Origin of the sequence: Rodentibacter caecimuris (genome assembly GCF_001019715.1) — a bacterium.
Lineage (GTDB): Bacteria > Pseudomonadota > Gammaproteobacteria > Enterobacterales > Pasteurellaceae > Rodentibacter > Rodentibacter caecimuris.
In genome coordinates this window covers 1,158,891-1,184,203 of the sequence record NZ_BBXJ01000001.1, presented here as the reverse complement: position 1 = coordinate 1,184,203, position 25,313 = coordinate 1,158,891, and the positions used below count along the sequence as shown (strand labels likewise).

Below are 25,313 nucleotides of genomic sequence, written 5' to 3'. Positions count from 1 at the left end.
TGTAACTTATTAATTTTAAAGGTTAAAAACAAAGTAAATTATTCTCATTTAATTATTGATTTTGCAGCAATAAAAACTATGTCAACTTTAATACCCCTAAATAGCTTGAAATTAAATTTTTCAATTCTGTCGGCAGAATTAAAGAGCATAGATAAAGATAGCGTTTAAAAAGTTACTTCATTCCACATTAAATTTAACATAATATACATTATGCGAAATTAGTGATAAGGTGAGCGAAAACTACGGATTAAATAAATCACAGAGTTATACACAAGTCACAAATACTAGTTAAACAGGACAAATAAAGTGATTTTTAAGCGTTGTGACGGATTTTTGAGGTGTTTTATTGAACAGTTGAAATGAAATGTCAGGGCGTTGTAAAGCGTTTTGAGAAAAAACAGTAAGTAACAAGCCATAAAAAAAGCCACGTCCTCGCCATAGCTGCGGGCGTAGCTTTTTTTATGACTTTTTAAAATTCTACTTAGAACTCAAAAATTCTACATATTTTAGTAAAATTTTATCCAATTCTTTAATCTGCTCATCATAGTCTAATTCATAGCTATATTTGACATGGTTTTTGTCTAATGGAAATTCTTTTGCATTTTCAAATAATCTACAAAATACATTTAAATCCGTCATATCTTGCTCTATTTGCTCGGTTGCTATTGGACAATTTCCATAATCACCGCAAGATATTTTGAATAATGTTGCATAGGCATTTTTAGCAATAACGACTAACCTATGCTTCGTTACCGTAAGATAATCGGCTCCGCTGTCATAAAAAGCCCTCATTGGATCATAGAAATACTCGCTGTTATATGCTTTCATTTTTACTACCGCCTTTCGCTTCGCTCCAGTTGCTGAAGTCAAAAAATAATCTAAAGCAAGTTTAGATTATTTTTTAACTTTCCATAAAAGTTACGTTGTATCTTTCTACGGTCTTAGCCCTGAATTACTAGGAGCCCACAACATTGCGCTAGCTGCATTTTGGCAATTTTCCTTTTCAGTAGCAGTCATTGTATCCTTATTTTTACAGACTTCTACAACTTTACGGGCTTCATCTAAGTTTTTTGAATAATAGGCTTTTGTTTTTACTGGTTCTGAACAAGCAACAACACCAAAAACTAAAGCGAAAGTAGGTAAAACTTTATTCATTATATTTCTCCTTTATGAATTTTAGCGGCTAAAATTATAGTTTATAACTCTTTCACCTGCAAAAGAACAATAATATCTGTCTTTGTATTTGATTTCGACTTCCCTGTTAGCCAACCTTTTGGCAGAAATGAAAATCCTGTCTCCCCCTCTGTTAGTTTATTTTCAGCAAGTCCGCCGAGAACAATAACATCACCATTTTTTACTGTAACATCGGTAATAATATCTCGTTTTATCAAGGTCGGAGATTGATTGACGCCTGTATCAGTTTTAACAAAATTTGATAGTTGTTGCTGAATTTTCAAATCAATGGCTTGATTCTTGATGGTTGGTTGAATATCAAAGATAACACCAGAAGAACGGTATTCTATGGCTTGAATAGGTCTTCCATCTTGATAAGTAAGATTAGATAAAACGGGTACATCAGACCCCACAGAGAAATTTCCTTTTGAACCTGATTTAACTCTTAAAGTTGGACTACTCACTACTTGAAAACGGCTATCTGTACGAAATAACTCTATCATTGCATCTAAATTACCGGCATTGACAGTGATAAAATTTTCATAGTTTTGTTTATAGCCAATGTTAATACCAAGTTTACCCGATAACAATTTCGCCAATAAGTTAATGCCGCTTCCCTCTTTTTCAATATCTTGTACTTCAAAGACATAACCTGTTACAACAACCTCTTTAGACTTTGTATCAACCGATTTTAATACACTTTTTGCTCTCGCTATCTCTTCATTTGTGCCGTAAAAGACAAGTTTATCGCCACTGGCTGAAACTGCCCCATCTCCTTGAACAAATTGAGCAAGGTATTCAGTATCACGGTGAATGGGATTATAGACAAAGCTCTTTTTAATAACTTTGGCTGGCTTTGGTTCAACGTGAGCAATATAAACCACGCCTTTTTTCTCGTACACCTTGATATTTATATTGTCAAAATAGCGTTCAATGAACTGATTAAAATCCTGTTTTTCAGTAGTATGAAAGCTAATTAATCTTGTATCCCCAGCTAATTTAGGGTCAAGCATATAAGGCTTTTCCAATACTTCATCATAAATCATTGATATTGCCTTAGGTAATGGGACAGCTTCCAATTTAAAATCTACATTTTTTGCAGAAATACCAAAGGATAATAGCAACATTGCCCATAAATATTTTTTCATTTTTCTACTCCCGAATAATAATTAACTATTTGATTATCAATTTCTCCTTGCAACATTCGACCGCTAAACTGAAATTGACTTCGAGGTTCTAACCGTAGATTTCCTTGATTATCGACAAGAATAACAAAAGCATTGCCATTCTTGGTTAATTCTCCTGTTATTCGCCATTTATCTGATAATTTGAGTTGAGTAGGCGATGAAAAGGGTTTTCTTTCCTGAAGTGAAGTCACCAATTTTTCTTCCTGTCTCGGTGGTATTAATACTTTAGATGAAGATTCTTGTTCACTTGGGAAAAAAGATTTAAACGCATAAATACCAACAATAAATAATATAAGAACAAGGGCAATCATTGCTTTGAACTGAAAGGATTTTAGAATATTGCCTCGACCATCAACGACATTTTCTTTCCCATTTTCACCATCATAACTTTTGTACAAGTGAAAAATCTCTTTATCATATTTACGTTGTAGTTGAAGCGTTTTATTCGTTTTTGTGGTCTTCGCACCTGTAAAAATATCAACCCGATAGCGATTTGACATACCTAATGCAGTCAGTTTTGACATTTGATAAGTCATTTCAATACGATCTTTAATAAATCGAGGTAATTGAGAAATAGATTGGTTGATGACAACCAAATCACAGCACTCACCTGTTTTTTCATGAGTAAAATGTCGATGTTCAGCCAAAAAAGAGCGGTGATTTTCGTGAATTTTATCGCTAGGAAAAATACGCCAAACTTCATCAAGGCAAATTAAATCACCAGCCCTACAAACCGTTTCAGTTGCCCCTTTGTAAGGGAAAAAGTCAGGTTGTTGACAAATTTCGTCCGTTACACTGATAAATTCACCCAAATTACTCTCTTTATCACCTTTTTTAATACAGTAATGCGTCAGTTTTTCCTGTGTTACCCCTTCAATATTACTGACAATACGGCGACCTTTTCTAAAATGCTCCAGAATAACCGAACTTACCACTTCATAAGACTTGCCACTCCCCGGAATACCGACATATGCTAAAATTGCCATATATCCCCCTAGCCTATTATTGGGATACGTCTAATAATGAAACGAGCAACCATAGCGGATAGATATAACGATATGCCAAAAGGCACTTTGAATAATTCTAAGAAATACCAAACATCATTAGGCAAATAATTAAATAGTGTTTGAAAATTAACGTTTAATTCCTGTGGAACAAATAAATTAATAATTTCCGGTACAAATTCTGTCGTTACATAAAATAACGCAAAAAATACAAAAAACTTACCAACAACACCTTTAAATACAAAGCCTAATAACCCACTTAACAAACGTAAAATAAGACTTCCCATATTCTTCTCCTATGCACTTAATAACCGTCTAACCGCAATAATTGACCAAATCAGCATAAATACTGATGAAAACAAATTACGGTATTTCTCCAACAATATACAATGTCCATCTATCGTATAGGTCCGATTTAATGCATCAAATGACCATGTCGGACAACTAGCCCCTTTTTCTTGAATATGTAATTTTTGGAATTCAGGGAAAAATTGTTTTAATGGTTCTAGAATTTGTCGTGCTGTCGGTGATTCTAATTCGGGATACTCTAATTCTGACATATCAATATCTTCATCAAATTTGCCGTCATTAGGGCGAGGATTTGGAGCTGGATTAGGTGATGGTGATACATTGTAATCAAATTCTAATTTATCGCCTGTTCCAGCTTTAGCAAATAAATCAGCATAAGTCGGGCTAATGCCTAGCTCTGTTAAAACCGCATTGACTTCACTTGCTGTAACTGGGTTTGTAGAAGTAAATGGAATGCCTTCATAATCAGCTTGAGAAGCAGCCGACATCATCAAAGCATTAAATAATTGAGCGAGTTGCGTCGCTGTCAATGGCTGAGTATATAATCCCAAATCCAAATCAGCGATTGAGCCTAATTGTTGTTCTTGTGGTGTTGTTTGAATATTATCCCCAACCCAATTTGGATTGATTTCAAAATTGATATAGCTCACGGTTGTTGTGCGTGTAGAAATCTGATAATCACTTTCTTTAGGTGGGTTAAAAGAATAAACTGTATTCTCTCCGGTATATCCGGAAAGCATGGGATTAAAATCATATCTTAATTGCTTCTCGGTAAAAGTTTGCCGCACTGTGGGATGAATTCTATCGCCGATTTGTTGATGTCTTAAATAACGATTTTCTACAGTTGTTTTAGAATACAAATATTGGTGTTCTTTTCCATCAATATTAACGCTAAGATAACTTTCTTCCCCTTTTCCTCCCCATTCTTCTTGAGATATATATTCAGATAATTTTTCAAGTGAATTTGATTGGGCATACTCCCCTGTTCTTAACTCATCAAAATATTTATAGCGATTATCTAATGTATCTGATTTATAAACTTCACTTAATTCATCTGGAATTTGTTTTTTCTCTTTAGAATATTGATAAATCACAGGATCATTTTTACTTGGGTTCGCATTAACAATTTTTGTTTCCCCATTAACTTGAATTGCATAACGCCCATCAGCTAACTTAACTGCACTAGGTTCAAAAGTAACAGACACTTTATCATTTCCCTCAACATTTAAATCGGATAAAGTAATTACCCCACTATTCAATGCGAGTGAAACCCACGAAATATCTTTCACATGCCGTAAGGTTGACTTAGCAGTTAAAGCGAATCGGGCATCATTTGCGGCTACCGTACCTAATGCTCTATATGTTTGCATTGTGCGTAATGCAACGATTGAAGCATCATTAGCTGCAACACTAACAGCAGCTCTCCGAGCAACAACATTCCCTAAAACCCTTGTTAAAACCGCTCTTCCTAGAATAGGTGCAAATGAGTGTGCAACTTGTACATGTAAAAATTGCGAGATAATGAAACAAATTATTAACCGTCTATACCACGAATGACCGCCCAAGCGCATAATAACCCCCATACAAAAAAGACAATTTGCCACGTCATAATACCTCCTAAGAAAAAGGGGATTCATGTCCCCCTCTATTGATTAAGCAGAACGCACCGCTTTTACAATCCATTGCCCACCTTTCCAAGCGACTAATGCTCCAACAACTAAGGCAATTACACCTAATACCGCCGTAATTGCTCCGCTGAAGTCAATTTTGGAGGTTAAAGCCGTGTAATCAACTGCTTGTGTTTCAGCCAATGACATTGTAGAGGCTAATAAACCAGCTGTTGCAACAGCAACTTTTCCACTTGTCTTTTTCAAAAATTTCAACATAATGTTTTCCTTCTTTAACTATGCTCTTTTGATTGTTTCTATAATCATCCAACCGAATTTAGCAACAAGCCAAAAAAGCAAAGTGATTGAAAATGAAACAGCAAAGAATTCAGGATAATACTCAATTCCTACTGTTTCGCCCTTTGAATGCTCCACAATTTGAAGTTTGACCGCCTCGGATTGTGGAACTTTCAAAACTACATCACTACAGCCATCTTCTCCCCCGAAATTCATATAGGGATGACAGAATTTGGTTGTAATCTCTATTTCATTGGTCATAAATGAAATACCAATAAATAAAAAATTGTTAGGGCAAGGCTACAGCCAATAAAACTTGCACCAATCATTTGAATAAATTCTCGCATTATTCAAAATCCCGAACTTCTAATAAATACAACTATAAATATAGAAAAAATAAAGAAAAAAATAGTTAAGATAAAATGCACTACCATTTCATTTTGACCAAATTTTCCACGCCTTAATCTTTTAACGCCTCTAATAAAGAAATATATATGTTCTTTAAAACTACTTCCTATTAACCAAATCCCAAAAAACCAATAAAAAAAAGATAGAAAAATAACAGAAAAGACCAAATATAATAAATCCATATCTTATTTCTCATCAGCTGGAACAAGAACAATATCACCTACTTTTAAATCAAAATAAGCACTCGTTTTAAATGATTGTGGATGAACATAATAATCCCCAGAACCATACGGCACTTGGTCTTTTGCTAATGGTACTTTTACTTGTACTGGGAATTGACCACCTAAATGGATATAAGCCTCTTGAGTTCGGATATACCAATTTTTTCCGGTTTTCTCACTTACTCCTGAACGTTCTTCTACTTTTGACGTTGGAAAAATTTGTACTTTTAATACATAATTAGCCAGATTTTGATTACTCATTTTGATTTCTCCTATTGTTAAAAATTAAGCAACTAAAGCAAAAATTGGGTCATTGATAGTTGGCTCTTTGTACCAAATTGGTCGTTGATGTATAAAATCAATTTCAACTAATTTCATTATTGGCATGATGTTATGACGTTCATTCACTTTCAGATTTTGTAATTGGGCTTTTGTCAATCCGATTGCGATTAAATCTTTTTCGTGTCGCCAAAATGTATTTCTTGCCATTGAATTTAATGTTTCGTGATAACCGTCATTAAGTAGATTTTTATAAAACCCAAATAATCTATCTGCTTTGGCATAACTAATATTGCCTTTAGGCGTTACGTTGTAATAATGCTTTCTTAATAGTTTTTGAATACCGTCTCGGTTATATACGTTCATTTTACTTTCTCCAACTGCTTGAATAATGTCTTTAAAGGCTTGTTGCCATAATTCTTTTATCAGGTCTTTACCCTGTTCTGCTTCGTATTTCTGTTGATAGGCTATTAATTTGAGTAAATTTCTTGGTAACTTGTTTTCATCAAGATAACGCTGTTTTAAACGTGCTTCAAAACGCACGCATTTCTTAGAAAATTCAATTAAATTAGGATTGCTCAAGACACTAATAACGTTTTTTAAATGCTTTTTACTTGGTGACTTTTTAAATTCTGATTGGGCTTCTGATAGGCGTTTTTGCAGTTCATAACCTTTTAAATAGACTTTTAATACTCGGTGTTTTGAACCTGTATTCCATTCTGCTGTTGTCTCGTATTCTTTACTATGTCGGGTCTTTTTTGTTTGCCCTAATGAAACATTTTGGAGAAAATTGATGACTTGCTTTTGTACAGTTTCTGAATTGATGTGGGCTGAATAAGTAACATCTATCCAATCAACTTCGGTATTTTCAAAATCAACCATATCAGCAAGTTCAGGCATTCCTTTAATAAACGTATGCCACATTGCAAACGCACAAACTTTTAATTGAGTTGAACCAAATACATTATGCCCCTGTATAAGTTTTGCTGGACTGGCTTTTAATTCAATTCTCGGCGGTGTTTTCAATATTTCACTACCGTTAAAAATCTTCATTGCTAACGAACCGTAATGGCTAGGAATTGTTTCATAAGGATGGGAAAGTTCAGAAACATCAAGATCACCGTCAATTTCAAAAGTTACATTACCTGCTTGTAGTTTTATACCTGCTCTTCTTGCAATCTCAATCAATGTCTCACGCAAAAAGGAGGTTTCACCATCCTTGCAGATGATTAAACACTCTTTTTTGAATGGGATTGAGAGCTTAAGGAAGTCTATCATTTAGAATTTACCTTTTTACCTAAAAAAGTATTTATGCAGATAATAGAATAATTACCTAAATGTGTAAATAGGTAAAATGCATTTTAGGTAAAAAACTATATAATTACTCCCCAAAGTTTGAATACCAGTTTTATGATAGGTATAAATTATGAAAACAACAGCAAGTTTCAATATCAAGCTAGAAAAGAAGCTTAAGGTTGAACGTCTAGCAATGGAAGTCGGAATGAAAATAGGTCGTCCAGTCAAATGGACAGAAGTAATGAATGTTTTAGTAGACCAATTTGCAAAAGACGCTATTGCTTATATTGAGCATACAGAAAAAGAGAAACAAACCGCATAAATGAATAATAATTCAAAAAGCGTGATTGTTTATTCAAAATTTAGGAGAGCAATAAAACAGAATTGAACATTTATCAAGCAAATTTGTTCCAAAATGGAACAAGAGTACACTATTAAAGAGAGTGTACTCGGACAACTCGACAAATTGATTATGCAAAATTTTTGCATAGATTTAGCTAAACGAGATAGGAGACACGTCATGCCAAAATCAGATCGTAAATTTCATAACCAAAGCCAAGAATATGAACAAAATTATCAACTTAGAAAACATGGTCTAAGACAAACCAAAGAAAACAGAGATTTATTAGATAAAGTAACGCCTCCACATACAACAAATGTTGATATTGATAAGATAATTCAAAAGAATTTGAAAAAATTTGACAAAAAGGAGAGCTAAAATGAAAAAACTATTGACAATTTCTATTACAGCTTTTCTTTTAGCAGCTTGCCAACAGCCCTCTTTCGAAAGAAAAGTCTATAAATCACTCCCAGAAACAAAATCAGATAACACAAAATTTTGTATCTATGATGGCAAGCCCTACTCTAATGGCAGTATTATAAAAGCTGAAGGTGTAACTCTAAAATGTGGCACTTATAGCACTGATGTATTTGATAAAACTCTATCTTGGGGTAAATAAATTTATTAAATTAACGCCTAAAAAACTTATTCTTTGGTTGATAACGGTATAGTTTAATAAATTCCTCTAAATCAACAGGAACTGATGAATTTGTCAGTTCCTTTAAAAATTCCCCTAAATGCTCCATTTGCTCAAATCTCGCCTGTGTCTGCTCTGCTGTTTCTAATCTGTCAAAAACAAAACGGATCTCAACCGTATCATAACTAAATCTGATGTGATGATCTGTTTGTTTCAAGAGTCTTACAGCCTCATAAAAATGCCGTGGGGTGATATGTTGAATGGTAATATTTGACATAAATTCAATAACTTATAATTTCGCATAACAGCGGATTATGTGTAAATTCTTGCGCGGTGCTTGCGCCATTATACCGCGCGGCGAATTGTAACATAATCCGAAAAACCTTATGCGAAATTAGTGATAAGGTGAGCGAAAACTACGGATTAAATAAATCACAGAGTTATACACAAGTCACAAATACTAGTTAAACAGGACAAATAAAGTGATTTTTAAGCGTTGTGACGGATTTTTGAGGTGTTTTATTGAACAGTTGAAATGAAATGTCAGGGCGTTGTAAAGCGTTTTGAGAAAAAACAGTAAGTAACAAGCCATAAAAAAAGCCACGTCCTCGCCATAGCTGCGGGCGTAGCTTTTTTTATGACTTTTTAAAATTCTACTTAGAACTCAAAAATTCTACATATTTTAGTAAAATTTTATCCAATTCTTTAATCTGCTCATCATAGTCTAATTCATAGCTATATTTGACATGGTTTTTGTCTAATGGAAATTCTTTTGCATTTTCAAATAATCTACAAAATACATTTAAATCCGTCATATCTTGCTCTATTTGCTCGGTTGCTATTGGACAATTTCCATAATCACCGCAAGATATTTTGAATAATGTTGCATAGGCATTTTTAGCAATAACGACTAACCTATGCTTCGTTACCGTAAGATAATCGGCTCCGCTGTCATAAAAAGCCCTCATTGGATCATAGAAATACTCGCTGTTATATGCTTTCATTTTTACTACCGCCTTTCGCTTCGCTCCAGTTGCTGAAGTCAAAAAATAATCTAAAGCAAGTTTAGATTATTTTTTAACTTTCCATAAAAGTTACGTTGTATCTTTCTACGGTCTTAGCCCTGAATTACTAGGAGCCCACAACATTGCGCTAGCTGCATTTTGGCAATTTTCCTTTTCAGTAGCAGTCATTGTATCCTTATTTTTACAGACTTCTACAACTTTACGGGCTTCATCTAAGTTTTTTGAATAATAGGCTTTTGTTTTTACTGGTTCTGAACAAGCAACAACACCAAAAACTAAAGCGAAAGTAGGTAAAACTTTATTCATTATATTTCTCCTTTATGAATTTTAGCGGCTAAAATTATAGTTTATAACTCTTTCACCTGCAAAAGAACAATAATATCTGTCTTTGTATTTGATTTCGACTTCCCTGTTAGCCAACCTTTTGGCAGAAATGAAAATCCTGTCTCCCCCTCTGTTAGTTTATTTTCAGCAAGTCCGCCGAGAACAATAACATCACCATTTTTTACTGTAACATCGGTAATAATATCTCGTTTTATCAAGGTCGGAGATTGATTGACGCCTGTATCAGTTTTAACAAAATTTGATAGTTGTTGCTGAATTTTCAAATCAATGGCTTGATTCTTGATGGTTGGTTGAATATCAAAGATAACACCAGAAGAACGGTATTCTATGGCTTGAATAGGTCTTCCATCTTGATAAGTAAGATTAGATAAAACGGGTACATCAGACCCCACAGAGAAATTTCCTTTTGAACCTGATTTAACTCTTAAAGTTGGACTACTCACTACTTGAAAACGGCTATCTGTACGAAATAACTCTATCATTGCATCTAAATTACCGGCATTGACAGTGATAAAATTTTCATAGTTTTGTTTATAGCCAATGTTAATACCAAGTTTACCCGATAACAATTTCGCCAATAAGTTAATGCCGCTTCCCTCTTTTTCAATATCTTGTACTTCAAAGACATAACCTGTTACAACAACCTCTTTAGACTTTGTATCAACCGATTTTAATACACTTTTTGCTCTCGCTATCTCTTCATTTGTGCCGTAAAAGACAAGTTTATCGCCACTGGCTGAAACTGCCCCATCTCCTTGAACAAATTGAGCAAGGTATTCAGTATCACGGTGAATGGGATTATAGACAAAGCTCTTTTTAATAACTTTGGCTGGCTTTGGTTCAACGTGAGCAATATAAACCACGCCTTTTTTCTCGTACACCTTGATATTTATATTGTCAAAATAGCGTTCAATGAACTGATTAAAATCCTGTTTTTCAGTAGTATGAAAGCTAATTAATCTTGTATCCCCAGCTAATTTAGGGTCAAGCATATAAGGCTTTTCCAATACTTCATCATAAATCATTGATATTGCCTTAGGTAATGGGACAGCTTCCAATTTAAAATCTACATTTTTTGCAGAAATACCAAAGGATAATAGCAACATTGCCCATAAATATTTTTTCATTTTTCTACTCCCGAATAATAATTAACTATTTGATTATCAATTTCTCCTTGCAACATTCGACCGCTAAACTGAAATTGACTTCGAGGTTCTAACCGTAGATTTCCTTGATTATCGACAAGAATAACAAAAGCATTGCCATTCTTGGTTAATTCTCCTGTTATTCGCCATTTATCTGATAATTTGAGTTGAGTAGGCGATGAAAAGGGTTTTCTTTCCTGAAGTGAAGTCACCAATTTTTCTTCCTGTCTCGGTGGTATTAATACTTTAGATGAAGATTCTTGTTCACTTGGGAAAAAAGATTTAAACGCATAAATACCAACAATAAATAATATAAGAACAAGGGCAATCATTGCTTTGAACTGAAAGGATTTTAGAATATTGCCTCGACCATCAACGACATTTTCTTTCCCATTTTCACCATCATAACTTTTGTACAAGTGAAAAATCTCTTTATCATATTTACGTTGTAGTTGAAGCGTTTTATTCGTTTTTGTGGTCTTCGCACCTGTAAAAATATCAACCCGATAGCGATTTGACATACCTAATGCAGTCAGTTTTGACATTTGATAAGTCATTTCAATACGATCTTTAATAAATCGAGGTAATTGAGAAATAGATTGGTTGATGACAACCAAATCACAGCACTCACCTGTTTTTTCATGAGTAAAATGTCGATGTTCAGCCAAAAAAGAGCGGTGATTTTCGTGAATTTTATCGCTAGGAAAAATACGCCAAACTTCATCAAGGCAAATTAAATCACCAGCCCTACAAACCGTTTCAGTTGCCCCTTTGTAAGGGAAAAAGTCAGGTTGTTGACAAATTTCGTCCGTTACACTGATAAATTCACCCAAATTACTCTCTTTATCACCTTTTTTAATACAGTAATGCGTCAGTTTTTCCTGTGTTACCCCTTCAATATTACTGACAATACGGCGACCTTTTCTAAAATGCTCCAGAATAACCGAACTTACCACTTCATAAGACTTGCCACTCCCCGGAATACCGACATATGCTAAAATTGCCATATATCCCCCTAGCCTATTATTGGGATACGTCTAATAATGAAACGAGCAACCATAGCGGATAGATATAACGATATGCCAAAAGGCACTTTGAATAATTCTAAGAAATACCAAACATCATTAGGCAAATAATTAAATAGTGTTTGAAAATTAACGTTTAATTCCTGTGGAACAAATAAATTAATAATTTCCGGTACAAATTCTGTCGTTACATAAAATAACGCAAAAAATACAAAAAACTTACCAACAACACCTTTAAATACAAAGCCTAATAACCCACTTAACAAACGTAAAATAAGACTTCCCATATTCTTCTCCTATGCACTTAATAACCGTCTAACCGCAATAATTGACCAAATCAGCATAAATACTGATGAAAACAAATTACGGTATTTCTCCAACAATATACAATGTCCATCTATCGTATAGGTCCGATTTAATGCATCAAATGACCATGTCGGACAACTAGCCCCTTTTTCTTGAATATGTAATTTTTGGAATTCAGGGAAAAATTGTTTTAATGGTTCTAGAATTTGTCGTGCTGTCGGTGATTCTAATTCGGGATACTCTAATTCTGACATATCAATATCTTCATCAAATTTGCCGTCATTAGGGCGAGGATTTGGAGCTGGATTAGGTGATGGTGATACATTGTAATCAAATTCTAATTTATCGCCTGTTCCAGCTTTAGCAAATAAATCAGCATAAGTCGGGCTAATGCCTAGCTCTGTTAAAACCGCATTGACTTCACTTGCTGTAACTGGGTTTGTAGAAGTAAATGGAATGCCTTCATAATCAGCTTGAGAAGCAGCCGACATCATCAAAGCATTAAATAATTGAGCGAGTTGCGTCGCTGTCAATGGCTGAGTATATAATCCCAAATCCAAATCAGCGATTGAGCCTAATTGTTGTTCTTGTGGTGTTGTTTGAATATTATCCCCAACCCAATTTGGATTGATTTCAAAATTGATATAGCTCACGGTTGTTGTGCGTGTAGAAATCTGATAATCACTTTCTTTAGGTGGGTTAAAAGAATAAACTGTATTCTCTCCGGTATATCCGGAAAGCATGGGATTAAAATCATATCTTAATTGCTTCTCGGTAAAAGTTTGCCGCACTGTGGGATGAATTCTATCGCCGATTTGTTGATGTCTTAAATAACGATTTTCTACAGTTGTTTTAGAATACAAATATTGGTGTTCTTTTCCATCAATATTAACGCTAAGATAACTTTCTTCCCCTTTTCCTCCCCATTCTTCTTGAGATATATATTCAGATAATTTTTCAAGTGAATTTGATTGGGCATACTCCCCTGTTCTTAACTCATCAAAATATTTATAGCGATTATCTAATGTATCTGATTTATAAACTTCACTTAATTCATCTGGAATTTGTTTTTTCTCTTTAGAATATTGATAAATCACAGGATCATTTTTACTTGGGTTCGCATTAACAATTTTTGTTTCCCCATTAACTTGAATTGCATAACGCCCATCAGCTAACTTAACTGCACTAGGTTCAAAAGTAACAGACACTTTATCATTTCCCTCAACATTTAAATCGGATAAAGTAATTACCCCACTATTCAATGCGAGTGAAACCCACGAAATATCTTTCACATGCCGTAAGGTTGACTTAGCAGTTAAAGCGAATCGGGCATCATTTGCGGCTACCGTACCTAATGCTCTATATGTTTGCATTGTGCGTAATGCAACGATTGAAGCATCATTAGCTGCAACACTAACAGCAGCTCTCCGAGCAACAACATTCCCTAAAACCCTTGTTAAAACCGCTCTTCCTAGAATAGGTGCAAATGAGTGTGCAACTTGTACATGTAAAAATTGCGAGATAATGAAACAAATTATTAACCGTCTATACCACGAATGACCGCCCAAGCGCATAATAACCCCCATACAAAAAAGACAATTTGCCACGTCATAATACCTCCTAAGAAAAAGGGGATTCATGTCCCCCTCTATTGATTAAGCAGAACGCACCGCTTTTACAATCCATTGCCCACCTTTCCAAGCGACTAATGCTCCAACAACTAAGGCAATTACACCTAATACCGCCGTAATTGCTCCGCTGAAGTCAATTTTGGAGGTTAAAGCCGTGTAATCAACTGCTTGTGTTTCAGCCAATGACATTGTAGAGGCTAATAAACCAGCTGTTGCAACAGCAACTTTTCCACTTGTCTTTTTCAAAAATTTCAACATAATGTTTTCCTTCTTTAACTATGCTCTTTTGATTGTTTCTATAATCATCCAACCGAATTTAGCAACAAGCCAAAAAAGCAAAGTGATTGAAAATGAAACAGCAAAGAATTCAGGATAATACTCAATTCCTACTGTTTCGCCCTTTGAATGCTCCACAATTTGAAGTTTGACCGCCTCGGATTGTGGAACTTTCAAAACTACATCACTACAGCCATCTTCTCCCCCGAAATTCATATAGGGATGACAGAATTTGGTTGTAATCTCTATTTCATTGGTCATAAATGAAATACCAATAAATAAAAAATTGTTAGGGCAAGGCTACAGCCAATAAAACTTGCACCAATCATTTGAATAAATTCTCGCATTATTCAAAATCCCGAACTTCTAATAAATACAACTATAAATATAGAAAAAATAAAGAAAAAAATAGTTAAGATAAAATGCACTACCATTTCATTTTGACCAAATTTTCCACGCCTTAATCTTTTAACGCCTCTAATAAAGAAATATATATGTTCTTTAAAACTACTTCCTATTAACCAAATCCCAAAAAACCAATAAAAAAAAGATAGAAAAATAACAGAAAAGACCAAATATAATAAATCCATATCTTATTTCTCATCAGCTGGAACAAGAACAATATCACCTACTTTTAAATCAAAATAAGCACTCGTTTTAAATGATTGTGGATGAACATAATAATCCCCAGAACCATACGGCACTTGGTCTTTTGCTAATGGTACTTTTACTTGTACTGGGAATTGACCACCTAAATGGATATAAGCCTCTTGAGTTCGGATATACCAATTTTTTCCGGTTTTCTCACTTACTCCTGAACGTTCTTCTACTTTTGACGTTGGAAAAATTTGTACTTTTAATACATAATTAGCCAGATTTTGATTACTCATTTTGATTTCTCCTATTGTTAAAAATTAAGCAACTAAAGCAAAAATTGGGTCATTGATAGTTGGCTCTTTGTACCAAATTGGTCGTTGATGTATAAAATCAATTTCAACTAATTTCATTATTGGCATGATGTTATGACGTTCATTCACTTTCAGATTTTGTAATTGGGCTTTTGTCAATCCGATTGCGATTAAATCTTTTTCGTGTCGCCAAAATGTATTTCTTGCCATTGAATTTAATGTTTCGTGATAACCGTCATTAAGTAGATTTTTATAAAACCCAAATAATCTATCTGCTTTGGCATAACTAATATTGCCTTTAGGCGTTACGTTGTAATAATGCTTTCTTAATAGTTTTTGAATACCGTCTCGGTTATATACGTTCATTTTACTTTCTCCAACTGCTTGAATAATGTCTTTAAAGGCTTGTTGCCATAATTCTTTTATCAGGTCTTTACCCTGTTCTGCTTCGTATTTCTGTTGATAGGCTATTAATTTGAGTAAATTTCTTGGTAACTTGTTTTCATCAAGATAACGCTGTTTTAAACGTGCTTCAAAACGCACGCATTTCTTAGAAAATTCAATTAAATTAGGATTGCTCAAGACACTAATAACGTTTTTTAAATGCTTTTTACTTGGTGACTTTTTAAATTCTGATTGGGCTTCTGATAGGCGTTTTTGCAGTTCATAACCTTTTAAATAGACTTTTAATACTCGGTGTTTTGAACCTGTATTCCATTCTGCTGTTGTCTCGTATTCTTTACTATGTCGGGTCTTTTTTGTTTGCCCTAATGAAACATTTTGGAGAAAATTGATGACTTGCTTTTGTACAGTTTCTGAATTGATGTGGGCTGAATAAGTAACATCTATCCAATCAACTTCGGTATTTTCAAAATCAACCATATCAGCAAGTTCAGGCATTCCTTTAATAAACGTATGCCACATTGCAAACGCACAAACTTTTAATTGAGTTGAACCAAATACATTATGCCCCTGTATAAGTTTTGCTGGACTGGCTTTTAATTCAATTCTCGGCGGTGTTTTCAATATTTCACTACCGTTAAAAATCTTCATTGCTAACGAACCGTAATGGCTAGGAATTGTTTCATAAGGATGGGAAAGTTCAGAAACATCAAGATCACCGTCAATTTCAAAAGTTACATTACCTGCTTGTAGTTTTATACCTGCTCTTCTTGCAATCTCAATCAATGTCTCACGCAAAAAGGAGGTTTCACCATCCTTGCAGATGATTAAACACTCTTTTTTGAATGGGATTGAGAGCTTAAGGAAGTCTATCATTTAGAATTTACCTTTTTACCTAAAAAAGTATTTATGCAGATAATAGAATAATTACCTAAATGTGTAAATAGGTAAAATGCATTTTAGGTAAAAAACTATATAATTACTCCCCAAAGTTTGAATACCAGTTTTATGATAGGTATAAATTATGAAAACAACAGCAAGTTTCAATATCAAGCTAGAAAAGAAGCTTAAGGTTGAACGTCTAGCAATGGAAGTCGGAATGAAAATAGGTCGTCCAGTCAAATGGACAGAAGTAATGAATGTTTTAGTAGACCAATTTGCAAAAGACGCTATTGCTTATATTGAGCATACAGAAAAAGAGAAACAAACCGCATAAATGAATAATAATTCAAAAAGCGTGATTGTTTATTCAAAATTTAGGAGAGCAATAAAACAGAATTGAACATTTATCAAGCAAATTTGTTCCAAAATGGAACAAGAGTACACTATTAAAGAGAGTGTACTCGGACAACTCGACAAATTGATTATGCAAAATTTTTGCATAGATTTAGCTAAACGAGATAGGAGACACGTCATGCCAAAATCAGATCGTAAATTTCATAACCAAAGCCAAGAATATGAACAAAATTATCAACTTAGAAAACATGGTCTAAGACAAACCAAAGAAAACAGAGATTTATTAGATAAAGTAACGCCTCCACATACAACAAATGTTGATATTGATAAGATAATTCAAAAGAATTTGAAAAAATTTGACAAAAAGGAGAGCTAAAATGAAAAAACTATTGACAATTTCTATTACAGCTTTTCTTTTAGCAGCTTGCCAACAGCCCTCTTTCGAAAGAAAAGTCTATAAATCACTCCCAGAAACAAAATCAGATAACACAAAATTTTGTATCTATGATGGCAAGCCCTACTCTAATGGCAGTATTATAAAAGCTGAAGGTGTAACTCTAAAATGTGGCACTTATAGCACTGATGTATTTGATAAAACTCTATCTATTGATAAGATAATTCAAAAGAATTTGAAAAAATTTGACAAAAAGGAGAGCTAAAATGAAAAAACTATTGACAATTTCTATTACAGCTTTTCTTTTAGCAGCTTGCCAACAGCCCTCTTTCGAAAGAAAAGTCTATAAATCACTCCCAGAAACAAAATCAGATAACACAAAATTTTGTATCTATGATGGCAAGCCCTACTCTAATGGCAGTATTATAAAAGCTGAAGGTGTAACTCTAAAATGTGGCACTTATAGCACTGATGTATTTGATAAAACTCTATCTTGGGGTAAATAAATTTATTAAATTAACGCCTAAAAAACTTATTCTTTGGTTGATAACGGTATAGTTTAATAAATTCCTCTAAATCAACAGGAACTGATGAATTTGTCAGTTCCTTTAAAAATTCCCCTAAATGCTCCATTTGCTCAAATCTCGCCTGTGTCTGCTCTGCTGTTTCTAATCTGTCAAAAACAAAACGGATCTCAACCGTATCATAACTAAATCTGATGTGATGATCTGTTTGTTTCAAGAGTCTTACAGCCTCATAAAAATGCCGTGGGGTGATATGTTGAATGGTAATATTTGACATAAATTCAATAACTTATAATTTCGCATAACAGCGGATTATGTGTAAATTCTTGCGCGGTGCTTGCGCCATTATACCGCGCGGCGAATTGTAACATAATCCGAAAAACCTTATGCGAAATTAGTTATCGGGTAAGTAAAAACTACGGGTTAAGGAAATCACAGACTTATGCACACGTCACGAATACTACTAAAACAGGACAAAATCTAAGAAAATCCCACGTTGTTATGTATAAATCTAGGTTGTTGTTGAATGGTTAGATGAGAACTTAAAGGAAATGTAAAGATACTCTGCACGTTTCGTATTATCTAATCAGCGTAAAGAAAGTGGCTTTAAAGGTTTTGCAGGAGCGAATAAAGCACAGTGATTTTTTGAAGAATAGTACACGCAAGATGTTCATTTTTTCAAATAAATATCGCTGTTTTCCGGCGCTACAGCCGTTGCGCCTACCGTCAGGAGAAAATGCACAGCATTTTCCCCCGACACCCCCTATAAGGTGGCTAAAACTTTTTCTACTAACACTTTTTCAAGGCTTAGTAGATCGTTGCTCTCTTTGTTATCTGTATCAACAGATATCACTTTTACGTCCGATTCAGTTTTGATTTCTAGAAAAATTTTCGTTTTATCTTCATTGATAAAGCATTTGATACCTTTTGAAGAAGGAAGTAGCTTTACACCTAAATTTAATAATTCAATAGTTTGGGGTTGATATCCAATCATTTTATAAGTCCTCATTATTATCAAATTTTCGCAAGCGAAAAAATAATTAGATTTGTGACAAGGTGACATTATTCTTACAATCGCTGCATTTGCAACGTTGCTTAGCACCGCTACAAACGCACCGATTTCAAACTTAAAAAAGTTATCTATCTTCGCCTTGAAATCGATACGTCCTCGCACCGCTGCGGGCGTACCGATTTCAAGCCTAAAAAATGCTATCTTTGTCAAATTTTTGCATTAAGTGATCTAAATTTACTTCTTTTTTGTTGTCATCAACTAGTCTTGTATGCATAAGCAATAGAATATCAGATTTTTCAAACTTCTTAGATTTACCAAAAATCCAAGACGGTAAACCAAAAACAGATTGGTCGCTTTTATCTGTTTTTTGTTCACTCAATCCGCCGAGAATGACCAAAGAACCATCATTAACATAGACAGTTGAATCAACCAACCTTTTTAATAATGTCGGTGTATCGTTTACGCCTGTTTCTGTTCGAGCAAAATTAGATAATTCAGAACGTACATTCACTTTTACACCATTATCGGTAATAGTAGGTTTTATGTTGAAGATAACACCGGAAGAACGGTAATCAACGCTTCTTGTTCTTACGCCATCTTGATAACTTTCAGCACCGAGAACAGGTACATCTGAACCTACGACAAATGAACCGGTTTCACTATCAAGCACTCGAATCACCGGAGACGATATGACGTTAAAACGTGATTCAGTATCAAAAATACTAAATAATGCGTTCGCATCAGATGTCTTTAATGAAATCAGGTTATCCGAAGTATTGCCGATTGAAAAATTAAGTGATAGTTTCGATTTTAAAATGTTGGCTATAATGCTTAGACCTGATTGATGATTATCCCCTTTTTTAACTTCTAAGATTCTTGCGGTAACAACCACTTGAGCCGGTTTTATGTCTAGCATTGGTAACACTTTTTTAACTTTATTAATAGTCTCACCTTTAATTATTTAACCCCATTACCACTGCCCAACCACAAGCAATACCAAAAATAAAAAAGACTAAATCCCACATATTTCCTCTCAAGATCAAAAAAAGGGGCTTTCGCCCCTTCTTCTATAAAGGACTAACCACTAATCATTCGTAAAACTGCACGAGAGCCGGCAACTGCGATACGAATACCGGCGATAGCTGCAGCAATCGCAATGACTGCTGCTATCGCCGTTCCAAAATCAACATTAGCTAACTGGGAAAAATCAGGCCCAGCTGCAAATGCACTTGAACCGATAAATAAAACCCCTGTTGAAATGGCAATTTTTTTTAATAATTTCATCATAGACCTCATAATTTTTTTAATGAGAAAATTGCTTTATCGCACCAAGAACAGAGCCTATACCTAAACCGGTAAAATAAAAAAACACTATGGCACTAAAAGCAAATCCCCAAATTTGAGCAGGTTCATATTGAGTTGAATATGAACTCCACTCACCTATTTTTGATAACTCCGAAGATTGAAATTTTGTGATTTCTATCTGTGGAATTTTCAAAAATACATCTTGGCAAACAGATGAATCTGCATCACAAATCGCCGTCATTACAATAATTTCATCGTTTGCCATAATTTTTATCCAAAAATAAAATATAGAATTGCCGAACCACTAAGAAACCCTACTGTTGAGGCTAAACTCATTACTAAGAATTCTTGCATTGTTACAGCCTCACTTATTTAACCGGTTGTATTCCATATTGAGAAGCATACGAGATAGAATAACCATATCTTCCTCCCACTTCCCAAGCAGATAAATTAACGTGAATTTCTACATCTTTTAACTTCAATTCATCGATTTTGGTGATTAATCCATTATTGAAATCATTTTGAGAAATAGATATCTTTTGGACTTCTTCATTTTTTGAGCCAAACTCATTAATCGTAGATACACCAATACCCATTACATGACGATAACGGACTTCACCTGTTTCTCTATTTGTGTATTCACTGGATTTATAACCAAGTAAAGTACCTCTAATGATAATGCCATGTTCCATTTTTGCCTCCTTAGGCTGCTAGTTTTAAGTGATGATTAGATCTTTGATACCAATTAGGAATAGTCAAAGGTTTAACTTCAATTTCTCTGGTTGATACCACTTTAACCGGTGAGAATTTAGAAATATCGCATTTGTTCGCTATATCAATGCCAATTTTACGTAGTCTTGCACGGTGTACTTTCACTTGTCTTTTAGACAAATCAAAAACTTGACCATGAGACCATTGAAGGGCATACATAGCTGTAGTATTTGCCGCTTTTACTGTATCGACTACTCCGCTATTCATAAGAGTTTCTGATATAGTTTCAAAATCCATTGCTGTAACCTTTAATCTTTTATCAATATTTAAAAATTCTTTGTTCAATTCATTTAATCTTGTGTAATCACTTAAACCATAAAAATGTAAGTTTTCTCTTTGTAAATATCTTGATTTTAATTTTTGTTCAAACCTTGCTACACCTTGATTTTTACAATATTCAATAACCTTTATTAAATTTATATATTCCTTTGAACTCTCACCGAATTTACTTTTAATTTTATTTAATGAATGGAGTTCTAATTCATAAGCTTTGTTGTAAACTGATGGATAAATTAAACTTGCATTTCCTTGTTTACTTAACCAATCAACCGTTTGACCGTTAGTGTGTAACCTTGCTTGTGAATTTCGATAGTTTAAGGTTGCAAGACCACTTAAATAATGTTCGACATTGCCAGCCCCGACAGCTCTATTTTCAGTAATATGCAATTCTTTAATAATTGCCCCATCTGAATATTTAACCGGTTTAGAATTTTCATCTGATTGACCAATCCAAGTTCTTGTACATTTTGTAAAACAAGGCAGTCCCAATTTATTCAAAATGTCGTTAAATACATTAACGCAGGTTTCTACTGAAGAAATACCAAATAAATTTTCTATTCTTCCCCATCGGCTTGGATTGCCACTCATCGTTAATGTTGAACCATTGATTTTTATCATGACCGAATCGCAAAAACTGCCTTCATGTTTAAATGTTGGGATTCTAATCCCCTCTTGCTGTTCCCCTGTTTCAATATGTACGCCAACAAAACCAAAATCACCAATTAGGGGAAGTTGGTAGCCAAAATTTTGTTTAATTTTAAGCCAGTCGTAGAACATACAGAAAATAATCTTAGATTATTAGAAATTAGAAAATGGATGAATTCCAACTTCTTAGTTTCTAAGATGTCAATAATCTAATTTCTATTTTTCTTAGAAATGATAAAATTTTGCGATACAGCTCACAAAAACATTTCAAAAATGAAGAAAAAGCGGGGAAAAAGAAATGCCATCAAAACACATAGATGAAAATACTTGGAAAAAAGTACAAGATGAAACAGTAAAAGCAGTTATCGCAACAAAAACAAGCTTAAAAGATACTGAAGTATTAAAGATTTTAATTAAAAAAGGCTTAGAACACATAAACGAGCAAGATTACATAAATTTCGCTCAAAGAAAATAAAAGCGGACTTTAGTGCGGGATTCCACACCAAAGTTCGGGTGTAACAGAACTCCCGAACTTTTTTGAACAAAAAATAAACATTGAAATATAAGGAAATTCATATGGATATTCTACAAAATACCAACAACATACTAAGCTTTATACTCCAATCAATTTCTAGCAAATTTCCATTTTGGATATTACTCATAGGTTCAGTCTATGTATTGTTAAAATCATATGATAAAAATTGGACAAGATTATCCTGGCTGACTGCTACCATTAGCTTTTATATAGGAGTGATAGTTCCTATTTTAAATTGGGAATCTGGAGCTTATAAATGTATTGCACAAGGAGAAAAGACAACCCGTGGCGGATTGGATTTTTGTCGTGAAGGAATGTATGCATGGTATGGAGAAAACCTATGGCAATGGATTTTTGGAATAGCGATATTTCTTATTTTTATAGGATATTTTTATATAGATAGAGATAAATATTAGCTATCTGAAAAATTTCTTCCCTGATTGATATCTATATTGTTTTATAAATTCTTCTAAATCAATAGGAACTGATGAATTTGTCAGTTCCTTTAAAAACTCCCCCAAGTGTTCCATTCTCTCAAATCTTGCTTGAGTCTGTTCTGCAGTTTCCAATCTATCAAAAACAAAACGAATTTCAACCGTATCATAGCTAAATCTTATATTATGCTCAGTTTGTTTGAGAAGTTTCACTGCCTCATAAAAATGTCTTGGCGTGATATGTTGAATGGTAATATTTGACATAAATTCAATAACTTAAAATTTCGCATAATGGCGGATTATGTGTAAATTCTTGCGCGGTGCCAATGGCGATTATACCGCGCTGCGAATTGTAACATAATCCGAAAATCATTATGCGAAATTAGTTATCGGGTAAGTAAAAACTACGGGTTAAGGAAATCACAGACTTATGCACACGTCACGAATACTACTAAAACAGGACAAATAAAGCGATTTTTAAACGTTGTAACACCTTGTCAGTGTAATTTATCGAATGGCTAAGATTGATTGTCAGTATTTTGTCAAGATACGGCTGTGCAAAATCCAGTTCGTTTTGACGAACAATCAACCCTATTTTTTTATCCTATAAAATGTTATTTGTGACGTTGTGATGTTTTACGTGTAATGATGACGGGATTTAAAATTAGGTGTGGATGTATCGGGATTGGTTTTACTTTTGAGATCTTTTCTTGTGTTTTTACTAACGCCTTTCGCTACGCTCCAGTTTTAAGTCACGTAAGGCTTTTTCAATGTTAAACTGTTCCAATTCTGGATAAGTCACTTTTCCCTTTCCGTCGCCCTCGTCAAATACAAAAATCTATAGTACTTAAAAACTAAAAAAGCATATTCATTTTCTGAATATGCTTTCATTTTTTAGTAGGTATTATTGTGATACTGTCACTAAATTAATCTAGTAATTTTGCACCATATTCATAAACCTGTTGTAGCAAAAATAGTTTTTCTGGATTATCAACATTTTCATCAGCAAGTTGCTTTAAGCTGTTCTCAAAATCAATCAAACTTTGCTCTAATTTACGTTGACGATATTTCTGCCATTTTATTTGCTCCGCACGTGTCAAGGTTTTATAGAAATGCCGTGCACGATAATGAAATAATAAATCAGTTATGCGTTTATCTTCAAAAGCTAATCCATGTTCGGCTAATTTTTCCGAAGGTAATTGACGTAATATCATCATATTGTTTTTATCGGCATTACTGAAAAAACCGCTATAAAGTTCAATTTCCACATTGTCACTAGGCTCGAACACGCGTTCTTCGCTAAAAATATCAATGACTTTCTGACGAATATTAAAAGATGAACGTAGCTTAGCCAGATTTTCTAAACATAATTGACGATCTATACCTAAACGCTCAGCATTTTCTGGTAATAAGGTTTTGGCTGGTGCAAGAATCGGACATTTATTAATATGTACAAGTTTTAATGGAACGGGTGGTACTTCCCTTTCGTTTAACGACGATTTTTTAGTATATAAATCCGTTCTTAATTCATCCACACTTTTTGCCAATAAATTATCAATATCACCGCTTAAATCACATACAATTATGGCATTTTGATTCATTGGATGCCAAGCTAAGGGAGCGATCCACGTGCAATTACCACGATAATTTCCAAGCATACCGGAAACATGAACTAACGGTGTCATTTCTGCTGTATCAATGAGTTTTTCCACGTCCCTTTTGCCGCGATTTTCAAAGAAATATTGGAATAATTTAGGCTGTTTTTGTTTAATTAATTTTGCCATAGCAATAGTTGCATACACATCCGCCATAGCATCATGGGCATTCTCGTGGGCAATTCCATTAACTTTGGTTAGCTTTTCTAATTTAAAACTTGACATTGCCTCCTCATCGTACGCCCAATTTATCCCTTCAGGGCGTAATGCATAGCAAGCTCGTACCAGATCTAATAAATCCCAACGAGAATTGCCATTCTTCCAACTATATTCATAAGGATCAATAAAATTACGATAAAAAGTATAGCGCGTCATTTCATCATCAAAACGAATGTTGTTATAACCCATTACGCAAGTATTGGGCTGAGAAAATTCGGTTAAAATTTTTTCAGCAAATTCCGGTTCGGGAATCCCCTTTTCATTACATTCTTGAGGCGTGATCCCCGTAACCATCACTGCTTCCGGGGAAGGCAAATAATCGTTGGTTTGCTTACAATAAAGCATTATCGGATCACCAATGATATTAAAATTCTCATCCGTCCGGATACCGGCAAATTGTGCCGGACGATCCGTCGCCGGGTTTACACCGAAACTTTCATAATCATAAATAAAAAAACTGAAATCGTTTTTTTGCATAGTCTT

General features: G+C 34.1%; 39 protein-coding genes. 9 read left to right on the top strand and 30 right to left on the bottom strand.

The genetic code is table 11. The annotated features are described in order from the left end of the window. Positions 1-477: 477 nt before the first annotated feature. The 10 genes from PNEUHYL_RS05845 to PNEUHYL_RS05800 form a co-directional block, all read right to left on the bottom strand. A complete protein-coding gene (locus tag PNEUHYL_RS05845) occupies positions 478-828 on the bottom strand; it encodes a hypothetical protein (protein ID WP_059366274.1) in 351 nt (116 codons plus the stop codon). 105 nt (positions 829-933) lie between these two features. After that, entirely contained in the window at positions 934-1,155 is a 222-nt protein-coding gene (locus tag PNEUHYL_RS05840) for an EexN family lipoprotein (protein WP_059366273.1), read from the bottom strand. Between the two features lie 41 nt (positions 1,156-1,196). Then, entirely contained in the window at positions 1,197-2,321 is a 1,125-nt protein-coding gene (locus tag PNEUHYL_RS05835) for a type II secretion system protein GspD (protein ID WP_059366272.1), read from the bottom strand. Continuing rightward, complete coding sequence (locus PNEUHYL_RS05830; protein WP_059366271.1) at positions 2,318-3,346, bottom strand: zonular occludens toxin family protein; 1,029 nt, start codon at positions 3,344-3,346, stop codon at positions 2,318-2,320. The genes PNEUHYL_RS05835 and PNEUHYL_RS05830 overlap by 4 nt, the downstream gene beginning before the upstream one ends. A gap of 8 nt (positions 3,347-3,354) precedes the next feature. Further along, positions 3,355-3,651 (bottom strand): DUF2523 family protein, encoded by a 297-nt coding sequence (locus PNEUHYL_RS05825; protein ID WP_059366270.1) that lies wholly within the window; start codon positions 3,649-3,651, stop codon positions 3,355-3,357. 9 nt (positions 3,652-3,660) lie between these two features. Then, positions 3,661-5,277, bottom strand: a complete 1,617-nt coding sequence (locus tag PNEUHYL_RS05820) for a hypothetical protein (protein ID WP_239690375.1) — start codon at positions 5,275-5,277, stop codon at positions 3,661-3,663. A 48-nt stretch (positions 5,278-5,325) separates the two neighbouring features. Beyond that, on the bottom strand, positions 5,326-5,559 hold the full coding sequence (locus tag PNEUHYL_RS05815) for a hypothetical protein (protein ID WP_059366268.1): 234 nt from the start codon (positions 5,557-5,559) through the stop codon (positions 5,326-5,328). An 18-nt stretch (positions 5,560-5,577) separates the two neighbouring features. After that, positions 5,578-5,838, bottom strand: a complete 261-nt coding sequence (locus PNEUHYL_RS05810) for a hypothetical protein (RefSeq protein ID WP_059366267.1) — start codon at positions 5,836-5,838, stop codon at positions 5,578-5,580. Positions 5,839-6,170: 332 nt separating this feature from the next. Continuing rightward, complete coding sequence (locus PNEUHYL_RS05805; protein WP_059366266.1) at positions 6,171-6,467, bottom strand: single-stranded DNA-binding protein; 297 nt, start codon at positions 6,465-6,467, stop codon at positions 6,171-6,173. 24 nt (positions 6,468-6,491) lie between these two features. Continuing rightward, a complete protein-coding gene (locus PNEUHYL_RS05800; RefSeq protein WP_059366265.1) occupies positions 6,492-7,763 on the bottom strand; it encodes a phage/plasmid replication protein, II/X family in 1,272 nt (423 codons plus the stop codon). A gap of 148 nt (positions 7,764-7,911) precedes the next feature. Between PNEUHYL_RS05800 and PNEUHYL_RS05795 the strand changes: the two genes are divergently transcribed. From PNEUHYL_RS05795 to PNEUHYL_RS05785, 3 genes are all read left to right on the top strand, one after another. Beyond that, on the top strand, positions 7,912-8,103 hold the full coding sequence (locus PNEUHYL_RS05795; RefSeq protein ID WP_059366264.1) for a hypothetical protein: 192 nt from the start codon (positions 7,912-7,914) through the stop codon (positions 8,101-8,103). Positions 8,104-8,301: 198 nt separating this feature from the next. Further along, the gene (locus PNEUHYL_RS05790; protein WP_129582432.1) at positions 8,302-8,499 is read left to right on the top strand and encodes a hypothetical protein; all 198 of its coding nucleotides are present in this window, start codon (positions 8,302-8,304) and stop codon (positions 8,497-8,499) included. Between the two features lies 1 nt (position 8,500). After that, on the top strand, positions 8,501-8,740 hold the full coding sequence (locus tag PNEUHYL_RS05785; RefSeq protein WP_059366261.1) for a DUF1496 domain-containing protein: 240 nt from the start codon (positions 8,501-8,503) through the stop codon (positions 8,738-8,740). A 10-nt stretch (positions 8,741-8,750) separates the two neighbouring features. On the opposite strand, the gene PNEUHYL_RS05780 is transcribed toward PNEUHYL_RS05785, so the two are convergent. The 11 genes from PNEUHYL_RS05780 to PNEUHYL_RS05730 form a co-directional block, all read right to left on the bottom strand. Then, the gene (locus PNEUHYL_RS05780; protein ID WP_059366260.1) at positions 8,751-9,035 is read right to left on the bottom strand and encodes a hypothetical protein; all 285 of its coding nucleotides are present in this window, start codon (positions 9,033-9,035) and stop codon (positions 8,751-8,753) included. 376 nt (positions 9,036-9,411) lie between these two features. Further along, the gene (locus PNEUHYL_RS05775; RefSeq protein WP_059366274.1) at positions 9,412-9,762 is read right to left on the bottom strand and encodes a hypothetical protein; all 351 of its coding nucleotides are present in this window, start codon (positions 9,760-9,762) and stop codon (positions 9,412-9,414) included. 105 nt (positions 9,763-9,867) lie between these two features. Beyond that, the gene (locus PNEUHYL_RS05770; RefSeq protein WP_059366273.1) at positions 9,868-10,089 is read right to left on the bottom strand and encodes an EexN family lipoprotein; all 222 of its coding nucleotides are present in this window, start codon (positions 10,087-10,089) and stop codon (positions 9,868-9,870) included. A 41-nt stretch (positions 10,090-10,130) separates the two neighbouring features. After that, positions 10,131-11,255 (bottom strand): type II secretion system protein GspD, encoded by a 1,125-nt coding sequence (locus PNEUHYL_RS05765; RefSeq protein WP_059366272.1) that lies wholly within the window; start codon positions 11,253-11,255, stop codon positions 10,131-10,133. Further along, a complete protein-coding gene (locus PNEUHYL_RS05760) occupies positions 11,252-12,280 on the bottom strand; it encodes a zonular occludens toxin family protein (RefSeq protein WP_059366271.1) in 1,029 nt (342 codons plus the stop codon). Before PNEUHYL_RS05760 ends, PNEUHYL_RS05765 begins: the two co-directional genes overlap by 4 nt. Positions 12,281-12,288: 8 nt before the next feature. Next, the gene (locus tag PNEUHYL_RS05755) at positions 12,289-12,585 is read right to left on the bottom strand and encodes a DUF2523 family protein (protein ID WP_059366270.1); all 297 of its coding nucleotides are present in this window, start codon (positions 12,583-12,585) and stop codon (positions 12,289-12,291) included. 9 nt (positions 12,586-12,594) lie between these two features. Further along, positions 12,595-14,211, bottom strand: a complete 1,617-nt coding sequence (locus PNEUHYL_RS05750; RefSeq protein WP_239690375.1) for a hypothetical protein — start codon at positions 14,209-14,211, stop codon at positions 12,595-12,597. Positions 14,212-14,259: 48 nt separating this feature from the next. Beyond that, the gene (locus PNEUHYL_RS05745) at positions 14,260-14,493 is read right to left on the bottom strand and encodes a hypothetical protein (RefSeq protein ID WP_059366268.1); all 234 of its coding nucleotides are present in this window, start codon (positions 14,491-14,493) and stop codon (positions 14,260-14,262) included. A gap of 18 nt (positions 14,494-14,511) precedes the next feature. Further along, the gene (locus PNEUHYL_RS05740; protein WP_059366267.1) at positions 14,512-14,772 is read right to left on the bottom strand and encodes a hypothetical protein; all 261 of its coding nucleotides are present in this window, start codon (positions 14,770-14,772) and stop codon (positions 14,512-14,514) included. Positions 14,773-15,104: 332 nt separating this feature from the next. Then, a complete protein-coding gene (locus PNEUHYL_RS05735; protein WP_059366266.1) occupies positions 15,105-15,401 on the bottom strand; it encodes a single-stranded DNA-binding protein in 297 nt (98 codons plus the stop codon). Between the two features lie 24 nt (positions 15,402-15,425). Further along, on the bottom strand, positions 15,426-16,697 hold the full coding sequence (locus PNEUHYL_RS05730; RefSeq protein ID WP_059366265.1) for a phage/plasmid replication protein, II/X family: 1,272 nt from the start codon (positions 16,695-16,697) through the stop codon (positions 15,426-15,428). A 148-nt stretch (positions 16,698-16,845) separates the two neighbouring features. On the opposite strand from PNEUHYL_RS05730, the gene PNEUHYL_RS05725 reads away from it, so the two are divergent. From PNEUHYL_RS05725 to PNEUHYL_RS05710, 4 genes are all read left to right on the top strand, one after another. Continuing rightward, positions 16,846-17,037: a hypothetical protein gene (locus PNEUHYL_RS05725; protein WP_059366264.1), complete on the top strand. Its 192-nt coding sequence runs from the start codon at positions 16,846-16,848 to the stop codon at positions 17,035-17,037. Positions 17,038-17,235: 198 nt separating this feature from the next. Continuing rightward, positions 17,236-17,433, top strand: coding sequence for a hypothetical protein (locus PNEUHYL_RS05720; RefSeq protein WP_129582432.1), 198 nt, complete (start codon positions 17,236-17,238; stop codon positions 17,431-17,433). A 1-nt stretch (position 17,434) separates the two neighbouring features. Further along, entirely contained in the window at positions 17,435-17,716 is a 282-nt protein-coding gene (locus PNEUHYL_RS05715) for a DUF1496 domain-containing protein (protein ID WP_059366262.1), read from the top strand. Between the two features lies 1 nt (position 17,717). Next, positions 17,718-17,957: a DUF1496 domain-containing protein gene (locus PNEUHYL_RS05710; RefSeq protein WP_059366261.1), complete on the top strand. Its 240-nt coding sequence runs from the start codon at positions 17,718-17,720 to the stop codon at positions 17,955-17,957. A gap of 10 nt (positions 17,958-17,967) precedes the next feature. Here the strand turns inward: PNEUHYL_RS05710 and PNEUHYL_RS05705 are convergent, their stop codons facing one another. The 7 genes from PNEUHYL_RS05705 to PNEUHYL_RS05675 form a co-directional block, all read right to left on the bottom strand. Further along, complete coding sequence (locus PNEUHYL_RS05705; RefSeq protein ID WP_059366260.1) at positions 17,968-18,252, bottom strand: hypothetical protein; 285 nt, start codon at positions 18,250-18,252, stop codon at positions 17,968-17,970. Between the two features lie 486 nt (positions 18,253-18,738). After that, the gene (locus PNEUHYL_RS05700) at positions 18,739-19,197 is read right to left on the bottom strand and encodes a hypothetical protein (protein WP_059366259.1); all 459 of its coding nucleotides are present in this window, start codon (positions 19,195-19,197) and stop codon (positions 18,739-18,741) included. Continuing rightward, entirely contained in the window at positions 19,175-19,903 is a 729-nt protein-coding gene (locus tag PNEUHYL_RS05695; protein WP_059366258.1) for a type II secretion system protein GspD, read from the bottom strand. Before PNEUHYL_RS05695 ends, PNEUHYL_RS05700 begins: the two co-directional genes overlap by 23 nt. A 161-nt stretch (positions 19,904-20,064) precedes the next feature. Continuing rightward, the gene (locus tag PNEUHYL_RS05690; protein ID WP_129582433.1) at positions 20,065-20,274 is read right to left on the bottom strand and encodes a hypothetical protein; all 210 of its coding nucleotides are present in this window, start codon (positions 20,272-20,274) and stop codon (positions 20,065-20,067) included. Between the two features lie 16 nt (positions 20,275-20,290). Beyond that, positions 20,291-20,557 carry a hypothetical protein gene (locus PNEUHYL_RS05685; protein ID WP_059366256.1) on the bottom strand — a complete coding sequence of 89 codons (267 nt, stop codon included), beginning with the start codon at positions 20,555-20,557 and terminating at the stop codon, positions 20,291-20,293. Between the two features lie 103 nt (positions 20,558-20,660). After that, positions 20,661-20,984, bottom strand: a complete 324-nt coding sequence (locus PNEUHYL_RS05680) for a DNA-binding protein (protein WP_059366255.1) — start codon at positions 20,982-20,984, stop codon at positions 20,661-20,663. 10 nt (positions 20,985-20,994) lie between these two features. Further along, a complete protein-coding gene (locus PNEUHYL_RS05675) occupies positions 20,995-22,119 on the bottom strand; it encodes a phage/plasmid replication domain-containing protein (RefSeq protein WP_059366254.1) in 1,125 nt (374 codons plus the stop codon). 166 nt (positions 22,120-22,285) lie between these two features. On the opposite strand from PNEUHYL_RS05675, the gene PNEUHYL_RS13425 reads away from it, so the two are divergent. Beyond that, positions 22,286-22,462: a hypothetical protein gene (locus tag PNEUHYL_RS13425; RefSeq protein ID WP_059366253.1), complete on the top strand. Its 177-nt coding sequence runs from the start codon at positions 22,286-22,288 to the stop codon at positions 22,460-22,462. Between the two features lie 101 nt (positions 22,463-22,563). Further along, the gene (locus PNEUHYL_RS05670) at positions 22,564-22,938 is read left to right on the top strand and encodes a hypothetical protein (RefSeq protein ID WP_032804058.1); all 375 of its coding nucleotides are present in this window, start codon (positions 22,564-22,566) and stop codon (positions 22,936-22,938) included. Here the strand turns inward: PNEUHYL_RS05670 and PNEUHYL_RS05665 are convergent, their stop codons facing one another. Further along, positions 22,939-23,220 carry a hypothetical protein gene (locus tag PNEUHYL_RS05665; RefSeq protein WP_059366252.1) on the bottom strand — a complete coding sequence of 94 codons (282 nt, stop codon included), beginning with the start codon at positions 23,218-23,220 and terminating at the stop codon, positions 22,939-22,941. A 662-nt stretch (positions 23,221-23,882) separates the two neighbouring features. Beyond that, positions 23,883-25,307 (bottom strand): exodeoxyribonuclease I, encoded by a 1,425-nt coding sequence (gene sbcB, locus PNEUHYL_RS05660; protein WP_059366251.1) that lies wholly within the window; start codon positions 25,305-25,307, stop codon positions 23,883-23,885. Between the last annotated feature and the right edge of the window lie 6 nt (positions 25,308-25,313).

Bases quoted from the DNA above. Each gene is read 5' to 3' on its own strand.
- PNEUHYL_RS05845 (WP_059366274.1), bottom strand. From the start codon at position 828: ATGAAAGCATATAACAGCGAGTATTTCTATGATCCAATGAGGGCTTTT.
- PNEUHYL_RS05840 (WP_059366273.1), bottom strand. From the start codon at position 1,155: ATGAATAAAGTTTTACCTACTTTCGCTTTAGTTTTTGGTGTTGTTGCT.
- PNEUHYL_RS05835 (WP_059366272.1), bottom strand. From the start codon at position 2,321: ATGAAAAAATATTTATGGGCAATGTTGCTATTATCCTTTGGTATTTCT.
- PNEUHYL_RS05830 (WP_059366271.1), bottom strand. From the start codon at position 3,346: ATGGCAATTTTAGCATATGTCGGTATTCCGGGGAGTGGCAAGTCTTAT.
- PNEUHYL_RS05825 (WP_059366270.1), bottom strand. From the start codon at position 3,651: ATGGGAAGTCTTATTTTACGTTTGTTAAGTGGGTTATTAGGCTTTGTA.
- PNEUHYL_RS05815 (WP_059366268.1), bottom strand. From the start codon at position 5,559: ATGTTGAAATTTTTGAAAAAGACAAGTGGAAAAGTTGCTGTTGCAACA.
- PNEUHYL_RS05810 (WP_059366267.1), bottom strand. From the start codon at position 5,838: ATGACCAATGAAATAGAGATTACAACCAAATTCTGTCATCCCTATATG.
- PNEUHYL_RS05805 (WP_059366266.1), bottom strand. From the start codon at position 6,467: ATGAGTAATCAAAATCTGGCTAATTATGTATTAAAAGTACAAATTTTT.
- PNEUHYL_RS05800 (WP_059366265.1), bottom strand. From the start codon at position 7,763: ATGATAGACTTCCTTAAGCTCTCAATCCCATTCAAAAAAGAGTGTTTA.
- PNEUHYL_RS05795 (WP_059366264.1), top strand. From the start codon at position 7,912: ATGAAAACAACAGCAAGTTTCAATATCAAGCTAGAAAAGAAGCTTAAG.
- PNEUHYL_RS05790 (WP_129582432.1), top strand. From the start codon at position 8,302: ATGCCAAAATCAGATCGTAAATTTCATAACCAAAGCCAAGAATATGAA.
- PNEUHYL_RS05785 (WP_059366261.1), top strand. From the start codon at position 8,501: ATGAAAAAACTATTGACAATTTCTATTACAGCTTTTCTTTTAGCAGCT.
- PNEUHYL_RS05780 (WP_059366260.1), bottom strand. From the start codon at position 9,035: ATGTCAAATATTACCATTCAACATATCACCCCACGGCATTTTTATGAG.
- PNEUHYL_RS05775 (WP_059366274.1), bottom strand. From the start codon at position 9,762: ATGAAAGCATATAACAGCGAGTATTTCTATGATCCAATGAGGGCTTTT.
- PNEUHYL_RS05770 (WP_059366273.1), bottom strand. From the start codon at position 10,089: ATGAATAAAGTTTTACCTACTTTCGCTTTAGTTTTTGGTGTTGTTGCT.
- PNEUHYL_RS05765 (WP_059366272.1), bottom strand. From the start codon at position 11,255: ATGAAAAAATATTTATGGGCAATGTTGCTATTATCCTTTGGTATTTCT.
- PNEUHYL_RS05760 (WP_059366271.1), bottom strand. From the start codon at position 12,280: ATGGCAATTTTAGCATATGTCGGTATTCCGGGGAGTGGCAAGTCTTAT.
- PNEUHYL_RS05755 (WP_059366270.1), bottom strand. From the start codon at position 12,585: ATGGGAAGTCTTATTTTACGTTTGTTAAGTGGGTTATTAGGCTTTGTA.
- PNEUHYL_RS05745 (WP_059366268.1), bottom strand. From the start codon at position 14,493: ATGTTGAAATTTTTGAAAAAGACAAGTGGAAAAGTTGCTGTTGCAACA.
- PNEUHYL_RS05740 (WP_059366267.1), bottom strand. From the start codon at position 14,772: ATGACCAATGAAATAGAGATTACAACCAAATTCTGTCATCCCTATATG.
- PNEUHYL_RS05735 (WP_059366266.1), bottom strand. From the start codon at position 15,401: ATGAGTAATCAAAATCTGGCTAATTATGTATTAAAAGTACAAATTTTT.
- PNEUHYL_RS05730 (WP_059366265.1), bottom strand. From the start codon at position 16,697: ATGATAGACTTCCTTAAGCTCTCAATCCCATTCAAAAAAGAGTGTTTA.
- PNEUHYL_RS05725 (WP_059366264.1), top strand. From the start codon at position 16,846: ATGAAAACAACAGCAAGTTTCAATATCAAGCTAGAAAAGAAGCTTAAG.
- PNEUHYL_RS05720 (WP_129582432.1), top strand. From the start codon at position 17,236: ATGCCAAAATCAGATCGTAAATTTCATAACCAAAGCCAAGAATATGAA.
- PNEUHYL_RS05715 (WP_059366262.1), top strand. From the start codon at position 17,435: ATGAAAAAACTATTGACAATTTCTATTACAGCTTTTCTTTTAGCAGCT.
- PNEUHYL_RS05710 (WP_059366261.1), top strand. From the start codon at position 17,718: ATGAAAAAACTATTGACAATTTCTATTACAGCTTTTCTTTTAGCAGCT.
- PNEUHYL_RS05705 (WP_059366260.1), bottom strand. From the start codon at position 18,252: ATGTCAAATATTACCATTCAACATATCACCCCACGGCATTTTTATGAG.
- PNEUHYL_RS05695 (WP_059366258.1), bottom strand. From the start codon at position 19,903: ATGCTAGACATAAAACCGGCTCAAGTGGTTGTTACCGCAAGAATCTTA.
- PNEUHYL_RS05690 (WP_129582433.1), bottom strand. From the start codon at position 20,274: ATGATGAAATTATTAAAAAAAATTGCCATTTCAACAGGGGTTTTATTT.
- PNEUHYL_RS05685 (WP_059366256.1), bottom strand. From the start codon at position 20,557: ATGGCAAACGATGAAATTATTGTAATGACGGCGATTTGTGATGCAGAT.
- PNEUHYL_RS05680 (WP_059366255.1), bottom strand. From the start codon at position 20,984: ATGGAACATGGCATTATCATTAGAGGTACTTTACTTGGTTATAAATCC.
- PNEUHYL_RS05675 (WP_059366254.1), bottom strand. From the start codon at position 22,119: ATGTTCTACGACTGGCTTAAAATTAAACAAAATTTTGGCTACCAACTT.
- PNEUHYL_RS13425 (WP_059366253.1), top strand. From the start codon at position 22,286: ATGCCATCAAAACACATAGATGAAAATACTTGGAAAAAAGTACAAGAT.
- PNEUHYL_RS05670 (WP_032804058.1), top strand. From the start codon at position 22,564: ATGGATATTCTACAAAATACCAACAACATACTAAGCTTTATACTCCAA.
- PNEUHYL_RS05665 (WP_059366252.1), bottom strand. From the start codon at position 23,220: ATGTCAAATATTACCATTCAACATATCACGCCAAGACATTTTTATGAG.
- sbcB (WP_059366251.1), bottom strand. From the start codon at position 25,307: ATGCAAAAAAACGATTTCAGTTTTTTTATTTATGATTATGAAAGTTTC.